We start from the raw sequence: 8187 nt of genomic DNA on the forward strand, positions 1-8187 counted from the left end.
TTTTCCACCAAATATTTAACCTTTGACAAAGTTTTATTGTTGGTAGTTACTCTGTTCTAGTCATAGCTATTTTATTCTAGTTGATTGAATCAAATCATTAGTTTTTTTTTAAGCACCTTAATTCACTATAATTAATCAGCCTGATTTTTATTATACCAACTTGGTCTGCTCAAAAAGAATAACTTTGTAATGGTAATAGAAATAAATTCTTAATTCATCTATCATTTTTGATGATATATCATTCTCATTTTAAAATTATATTTATTGGTAATTATCCTATAACTACTAATAAAATTTTGATAGATATTAGGATATATAAGTCATCAGTCACTAAGTCATAACTTCAAAAAATTTGAAGTTAATTTGAATTATTATTTAACTGTAGACAATCTATGTTCTAATTGCGATAGCACCTCTTAAGATATATTATCATAAAGAAAATAAATTGCTCTTAAATTCTCAAAAGAGTAGTATAAAATTAATATCTAAAAACCAAAAACTTGATTATGAACAGCTCATTTTTGAATCGTCTCCATAGTCCAGAACGCCCAGTCATAGTCTTTGATGGGGCAATGGGTACTAACCTACAAGTCCAAAATCTGACTGCTGAAGACTTTGGCGGTGCAGAATATGAAGGTTGTAACGAATACCTTGTCCATACTAAGCCAGAAGCAGTTGCTACAGTCCACCGAGGGTTCTTAGCAGCAGGTGCTGATGTGGTTGAAACTGATACTTTTGGTGGTACAAAAATTGTATTGGCAGAATACGATTTAGCGGACAAAGCTTATTATTTGAATAAAACCGCAGCGGAGTTGGCAAAGTCTGTTACTGCGGAATTTTCTACCCCAGAAAAGCCTCGATTTGTTGCCGGGTCCATGGGACCAGGAACAAAATTACCTACCTTGGGACATATTGATTTTGACACCTTAAAAGATGGTTTTGCCGAACAAGCGGAAGGTCTTTGGGATGGGGGAGTAGATTTATTTCTTGTGGAAACTTGTCAGGATGTTTTACAGATAAAAGCTGCCCTAAATGGTATAGAAGAAACCTTTGCGAAAAAAGGTGAACGTCGCCCCATCATGGTGTCAATAACTATGGAAGCTTTTGGCACTATGTTAGTCGGTTCAGAAATTAATGCTGCTGTGACAATTTTAGAACCTTATTCTATTGATATTTTAGGATTAAATTGCGCTACTGGTCCTGATTTAATGAAGGAACATATTCGTTATTTGTCAGAAAATTCCCCTTTTGTTATTTCTTGTATTCCTAATGCTGGTTTACCAGAAAATATCGGCGGACAAGCTCACTACAGATTAACTCCTATAGAGTTGAAAATGGCATTAATGCACTTCGTTGAAGACCTGGGAGTGCAAGTTATCGGCGGTTGTTGTGGTACTCGTCCAGACCATATTAAAGCATTAGCTGAAATTACTGAAACTCTCACACCAAAAGAACGAGAATATAACTATATTCCATCAGCAGCTTCTATCTATTCTTCCGAAACTTACGAACAAGATAACTCCTTTTTAATTGTTGGGGAAAGACTGAATGCTAGTGGTTCTAAAAAATGTCGAACTTTACTCAATAATGAAGATTGGGATGGCTTAGTTGCCCTGGCAAAATCTCAGGTAAAAGAAGGGGCACATATTCTCGATGTTAACGTTGATTATGTGGGACGCGATGGGGTTAAAGATATGCACGAATTAGCATCTCGTTTAGTCACAAATGTTAATTTGCCTCTGATGTTAGACTCCACAGAATGGGAAAAAATGGAGGCGGGTTTAAAAGTTGCTGGCGGTAAATGTTTGCTCAATTCTACTAACTATGAAGATGGAGAACCTCGTTTTTTTAAAGTATTAGAATTGGCGAAAAAATATGGTGCTGGTGTGGTAGTTGGAACCATCGATGAGGATGGAATGGCGCGGACGGCTGATAAGAAATTTGAAATAGCAAAACGAGCTTATGATGCAGCAGTAGAATATGGGATTCCTGCCCATGAATTGTTCTTTGATACTTTAGCATTGCCAGTTTCTACAGGGATTGAAGAGGATAGGGAAAATGGAAAAGCTACTATTGAATCTATTAAAAGGATTCGGGAAGAATTACCAGGTTGTCATATAATGCTTGGGGTTTCTAACATTTCGTTTGGTTTAAATCCCGCTGCCAGACAAGTATTGAACTCGGTATTTTTGCATGAAGCAATGGCAGTAGGTTTGGATGGATCTATTGTTAGTGCGAGTAAGATTTTACCCATGTCAAAAATTGAACCAGAACATCAAGAAGTTTGTCGCAAACTAATATATGACCAACGGGAATTTGATGGGGATATTTGTACTTACGATCCTCTGGCTGAGTTAACAACAATGTTCCAGGGTAAAACAACTAAAAAAGACCGTTCTGCCACACAAAATTTACCAATTGAAGAACGTTTAAAACAACATATTATTGATGGAGAACGTATCGGTTTAGAAGATGCTTTAGCCAAAGCTTTAGAAACATATCCGCCCCTAGATATTATCAATGTCTATTTATTAGATGGCATGAAAGTAGTGGGAGAATTATTCGGTTCCGGACAAATGCAATTACCATTTGTATTGCAGTCTGCTCAAACTATGAAAGCAGCAGTTGCTTATCTACAACCTTTCATGGAAGCAGAAGAGTCAGGTGAGGATAATTCTAAGGGAACTTTCCTCATTGCAACTGTCAAAGGAGACGTTCACGATATTGGTAAAAATCTCGTAGATATCATTCTTTCCAACAACGGTTATCGGGTAATTAATTTAGGAATTAAACAACCAGTTGATAATATCATTGCTGCTTACCGCGAACATAATGCTGACTGCATCGCCATGAGTGGTTTATTGGTGAAGTCAACCGCATTTATGAAAGACAACTTGGAAACATTTAACGCAGAAGGTATTACCGTTCCCGTGATTTTAGGTGGTGCTGCTCTGACTCCGAAATTCGTCCATGAAGATTGCCAAAATACCTACAAAGGTAAAGTCGTTTATGGTAAAGATGCGTTTTCCGATTTGCATTTCATGGATAAGTTGATGCCAGCAAAATCAGAAAATCAGTGGGATGACATTAAAGGATTTTTAGGTGAGTTTGCCGAAGAAAACGGTAACGGTAATGGCAATGGTAAGGTTAATAGTAATGGTAATGGTAAAGCTGCTACTGCTAAGTCTGAAGAAAAAGAGGAAACTAAACCTGCTGCTCCAGTCGTAATAGATACACGACGTTCCGATGATGTAGCAGTAGATATCCCTCGCCCCACTCCTCCATTCTGGGGAACAAAGTTATTGCAACCAGAAGATATGCCATTTGAGGAATTATTCTGGTATTTAGATTTGCAAGCGTTGATGGCAGGGCAATGGCAATTCCGTAAACCCCAAGGTCAACCACGGGAAGAATATAATGAGTTTTTAGCAGAAAAGGTTTATCCGATTCTGGAAACTTGGAAATCACGGGTAGTTAATGAGAAGTTGCTGTATCCCCAAGCAATTTATGGTTACTTCCCTTGTCAAGCAGAAGGAAATACACTTTTCATTTACGACTCCGACGAAATGAATAAGACTGGTAAAGCAACAACAGTTGTGAACAGTTTTGAATTTCCTCGGCAAAAGTCAGGACGACGGTTGTGTATTGCTGACTTCTTTGCTCCCAAGGACTCCGGAATTATTGATGTGTTCCCGATGCACGCTGTAACAGTAGGAGAAATAGCCACTGAATTTGCACAGAAGTTGTTTGCTGCCGATGAGTATACAAATTATTTGTATTTCCACGGTATGGCGGTACAAACTGCGGAAGCAATGGCAGAATGGTTACACGCTCGTATTCGTCGGGAGTTAGGTTTCGGTGCAGAGGATGCAGATAATATCAGGGATCTTCTGAAACAGCGTTATCAAGGATCACGTTATAGTTTCGGTTATCCCGCTTGTCCGAATATGCAGGATCAGTATAAGCAGTTAGACTTGTTGGATGTGAAAAGGATTGATATGTATATGGATGAGAGCGAGCAGTTGTATCCAGAACAGTCTACGACAGCGATTATTACTTATCATCCAGTGGCGAAATATTTTAGTGCGTAGGTAGAGAAGAAGGAGTCAGGAGTCAGGAGACAGGAGTCAGGAGGGAAGAGGAGGAAGTAGTAGAGTAGTAGTGGCACGTCAAGCTTAAAATGGTGGAATAGATTTTTGACTAAAAGCTTTGAAAAATCAGGATCGTACCATTTTCCCAAAGTAACATTTAAGGCTTGACACGGCAGTAGGGTGTGTTACACTTCGTTAACGCACCGTCAAATCTATAAACTTTTTGGTGGGTTACGCTGACGCTAACCCACCCTACTGGACCGACACAGCTAAAATGGTGCATTAGAAAATGGGGGGATGGGGTGATGGGGCGATGGGGTGATGGGGTGATTATGAAAAAAGCTAATGCACACTTTTAGCTGTGTCAGTCTACTACCCGCTTCTTCATTTACTAGAATAATCAACCTATTGGTAACATTGTTTGACAGAAAATATATGCAAAAAATTAAAATTAAGCTAGTTACTCTCGGAAGCTTAAAATACCCAGTTTATTTTCAGTTTATAAAAAAGTGGAAATCAAAAATTTTTAGCGCTGAACATCTCGATCAAATACAGATTTTACCAGAAATGGACGGTGAAAATTGGTCGTATACTGACAAATTGCTTGCAAATTTAATTTAAGTCAGATAAAAATTACGACTTTACAGTTGGTATTATCAACTATCGTTTAGAAAAGAATTACTATGTTAGAAGAGTAGGAAAAGATTTATGTATACTTTCGTTATATGAAACAGCAGAAATTATTCGTGATGCAAATTTGACTATTGAAAATTTTATCATCCGTAATCTTTATGAATTCTGCTCAATTTACTTAGAATATGCTAGAGATGCTTCTTTAGTTGAATATAGTGTAGCTCACGATGAAACTCGCAGTTGCTTATTTGATATGTGTGGAAACAAAGCTGATACGGAGTTCGATCACTGTATTCTCAAATCACATAGTAAAAATCGCTCAAAACACTCTCCAGTTAAGCATCAGAGTCGATTGTATACAGTAACGGGTAGTGAAAAAATCGCTCTTACTACTTTGGCTTGGGCATTCTGCGATTTTTCTTGGGGGGAAGTTCAGTTTTACCCCAATCACCAAGGGTGTCCTTAAATAATAAATCTTGGTCATTTGTCAAAAAAATTAGATGCGTTTGCCCAGGGCGATACAACTACAATAACATAATACTATTTAGTCACGAATCGAGGTTATATGCCATCCAATGCAGAACAATTGTTCAACTACAATAACATAATACTATTTAGTCACGAATCGAGGTTATATGCCATCCAATGCAGAACAATTGTTCAGCTCTATTTCTAATGTAAAATACTTTGCTTATGGCTCCAACTTATCTAAATCATTACTAGAATTCAAATTAGCATCAAATCTTCAAACAAAGGATAAATACAATACAGAACCTAATTCACTGATTTTACATTCTCAACCAGCTATATTAAAAAATTTTGAATTTAAATTTAATTTATATGTGCCGACGAATAATGTCGATCCAAGTTACGCTAATTTAGTTTATCAAAAAAATTCTATTGTACATGGTTGTTTGTATGAAATGTCACCAGAATGTAAAGCAGTAATTGATGGATTAGAAGGTAAAGGTCAAGTATATCAAGAAGAAATTGTACAAGTTTTGCCTTATGGTTCAAATACTACTATTAATGCTCTAACATATATAGCTTATAGAGAAAAAATTCAATTCCCAGGTCTGACAATTAAAGAGGGTATACCGCCTTCTAAAAGATATTTAAATACTCTAATTTATGGTGCTAAAGAATGTAATTTAGATTCTGAGTGGATCGAATATTTAAAAAATCAAAAAGTTGCAACAATGCCTTTAATTAAATTATCAAATGAAGAGCTGAAAAAGATTAAGGAAAAAATTTATACTCCTCAAGATTTAAAACTTAAAAATTTACCATTAGACCAAGCTTTTAATGAAAAGGGAGAACTGATCAGACCTATTATTAGCAGTATTTGTGGGTTAGTATTTATGTGTAATCCGAATCAAGGATTTGCCATTGGAGCAAGGGCATGGATTAAACAAATATTAGGAAGAGATATGACTGTATTTTATGCAAGAAGATGTTTGCGAAATGAAGGTGTTTCATTATATGAAACGGAACAAGATATATTGTTGGCAGATCGAGATTGTCTAGATTATGTTATCGCAAATGCGTGTAATTTATTGAGGCAATCAAGAATAGAAGGAGAGGGTGTATTTTTACTTGGTAGGACAACTAATTTTCATTTGTGGAAAGATTATTTGTAAGCTATCAGCTATTGCTTTGCAGGAGGTAAAAGCGATTGATAAATTGAGGCCAAGTTCAACTTGATGTTGCTGAAACGCCTTAAACTTTACTATTAATAGCTGAATCGTTACGATTATTTGACTTCAAGAAGTTAGTCAAATTTAAAAATGTATGATAATGTTTATCGTAACTTAGTCCTTCTCCGAGATAGAGGTGGATTTTAGCCTAAATATTTAGCAGTTGGTTGCTAATTCCAATATATTTTCTATAAAATTTTAATTAAATAGGATTACTTATACAGCGTATTTTAGGTTTATGAGGTAAACTGACAACAATTTTACAGCACTTTTTAAGATGGTGAGGTACAGTTCAATATTAATCTCTATCTTCTCTTTCCTCTTCCCTACTCTCTACTCCCTACTTCCAAGATGTACCTCATCCACTAGAAAATTGTTGTATTTTTAATAAATTCTAGAACATGATGATAAATAATTTGGAGGTTAATTTATGATTAAGTATAAATTCAAAAATTTAATTGTTTTTTTATTGATTATTTTGGCAGCATTTCCATCATTAGCAAATTCTAATAATCTAGAAATATTAACCCACAATAAATCAGATATTTCTCAATCTCAAATTATTACTTCACCAGAGCCAGAGAATTCTCCTTATTCTAAGTTAGAAAATTTATTAGCAGATAATAAATGGCAAGAAGCAGACGAAGAAACATACGATCTGATTTTAACTTTAACTCAAAGAAAGAGAGGAGGAGGTATCAATACAAGAGCAATAAAAGAAAAAATTTCTTGTGAAGAAATCAGTAATATAGACCGACTCTGGCGGAAGTATTCTGAAGATAAATTTGGTCTTAGTATTCAAGTATCAATTTACTTAGAAACTGGCAATAATTTGGAAGCATACGACCCACAAAGTTACCAACTATTCGGCGATCAATTAGGTTGGAGAAAATCCAGAAAATGGAAAAAATATGAGCAGTTAAATTTTTCAGAAAATGCTCCTAAAGGTCATTTGCCAATAGCTTTAAGAGAGCTAGATGCTACTGTGAATATCCCAGAATTTATGATTACTAAACGTTTGCGTCGGATATTATATTCTAAGGTTCAAGAATGTAATCTCTAAGGAGTCAGGAGTCAGGAGTCAGGAGGGAAGAAAGAAGAAGAAAGAGCAGGAGGAGGAAAAGGAGAAAGTTTTTTGTTTGGTGGCGCACAACTGCCTTAACGTGTAAAGGGAACGGAGTTCTATGGCGCTATTATCCGGATATGATATTACAAAGACATTGTCTTTTCTCCAATACACTTTATCCCTCAACTTTAGCAACTATTTTACCTCGGACATGACGACCTTTTAAACGATTTAATGCTTCTGGTATTTCCTCTAAACTAATTACTTCTGTCAACATTGAATCAACTTTTTTTTGTCTGACTAATTCCCCCATTTCTCTTGCCATTTTTCCTAAATCTTTAATTGCTTTTTTATCCCCAGATAAATAAGCACCTCCCAAAGCAACTTCATGGATAGAAGCAGCAATACTAAAAAGTTTAAACTTACTAAAATCAGGCAACCCGGCAATACAAGCAATTCCACCATTAAATGCCAACATTTCAAAACCTTTTGTTGCAGTTTCTGAACTAACCGTATCTAAAATTGCATCAACACCACGTCCTTTAGTAATTTCTTTCACCCTAACAACTACATCCTCATTTTTATAGTCAATTAAATGCTTTGCTCCCAACTTTTGCACATAATCAAAATTATTCTGAGAACAAGATGAACTACCCCGCCGTGTAGACGGACGGGGTTTCTAAGTCCCCGTCAACAAAGT

The 8187-nt window shown here is 35.8% G+C and carries 4 protein-coding genes and 1 pseudogene; 4 read left to right on the top strand and 1 reads right to left on the bottom strand.

Annotation, left to right across the window (positions count from 1 at the left end; translation table 11 throughout):
• Nucleotides 1-506: 506 nt before the first annotated feature.
• The 4 genes from metH to D5R40_RS10235 all read left to right on the top strand — a co-directional run bounded on the left by metH (nt 507) and on the right by D5R40_RS10235 (nt 7484).
• Nucleotides 507-4091 carry a methionine synthase gene (gene metH, locus D5R40_RS10220; protein WP_124146684.1) on the top strand — a complete coding sequence of 1195 codons (3585 nt, stop codon included), beginning with the start codon at nt 507-509 and terminating at the stop codon, nt 4089-4091.
• A gap of 757 nt (nt 4092-4848) precedes the next feature.
• Complete coding sequence (locus D5R40_RS10225) at nt 4849-5190, top strand: hypothetical protein (RefSeq protein WP_124146683.1); 342 nt, start codon at nt 4849-4851, stop codon at nt 5188-5190.
• Between the two features lie 169 nt (nt 5191-5359).
• Nucleotides 5360-6364: a gamma-glutamylcyclotransferase family protein gene (locus tag D5R40_RS10230; protein ID WP_124146682.1), complete on the top strand. Its 1005-nt coding sequence runs from the start codon at nt 5360-5362 to the stop codon at nt 6362-6364.
• A 487-nt stretch (nt 6365-6851) separates the two neighbouring features.
• Nucleotides 6852-7484, top strand: coding sequence for a GUN4 domain-containing protein (locus D5R40_RS10235; protein ID WP_124146681.1), 633 nt, complete (start codon nt 6852-6854; stop codon nt 7482-7484).
• A gap of 178 nt (nt 7485-7662) precedes the next feature.
• Here D5R40_RS10235 and D5R40_RS10240 read toward each other — a convergent pair.
• Nucleotides 7663-8115, bottom strand: a pseudogene (locus D5R40_RS10240) (zinc-binding dehydrogenase); the annotation flags it as partial.
• Nucleotides 8116-8187: the final 72 nt, after the last annotated feature.

The sequence above is a fragment of the Okeania hirsuta genome (genome assembly GCF_003838195.1).
Taxonomy (GTDB): domain Bacteria; phylum Cyanobacteriota; class Cyanobacteriia; order Cyanobacteriales; family Microcoleaceae; genus Okeania; species Okeania hirsuta.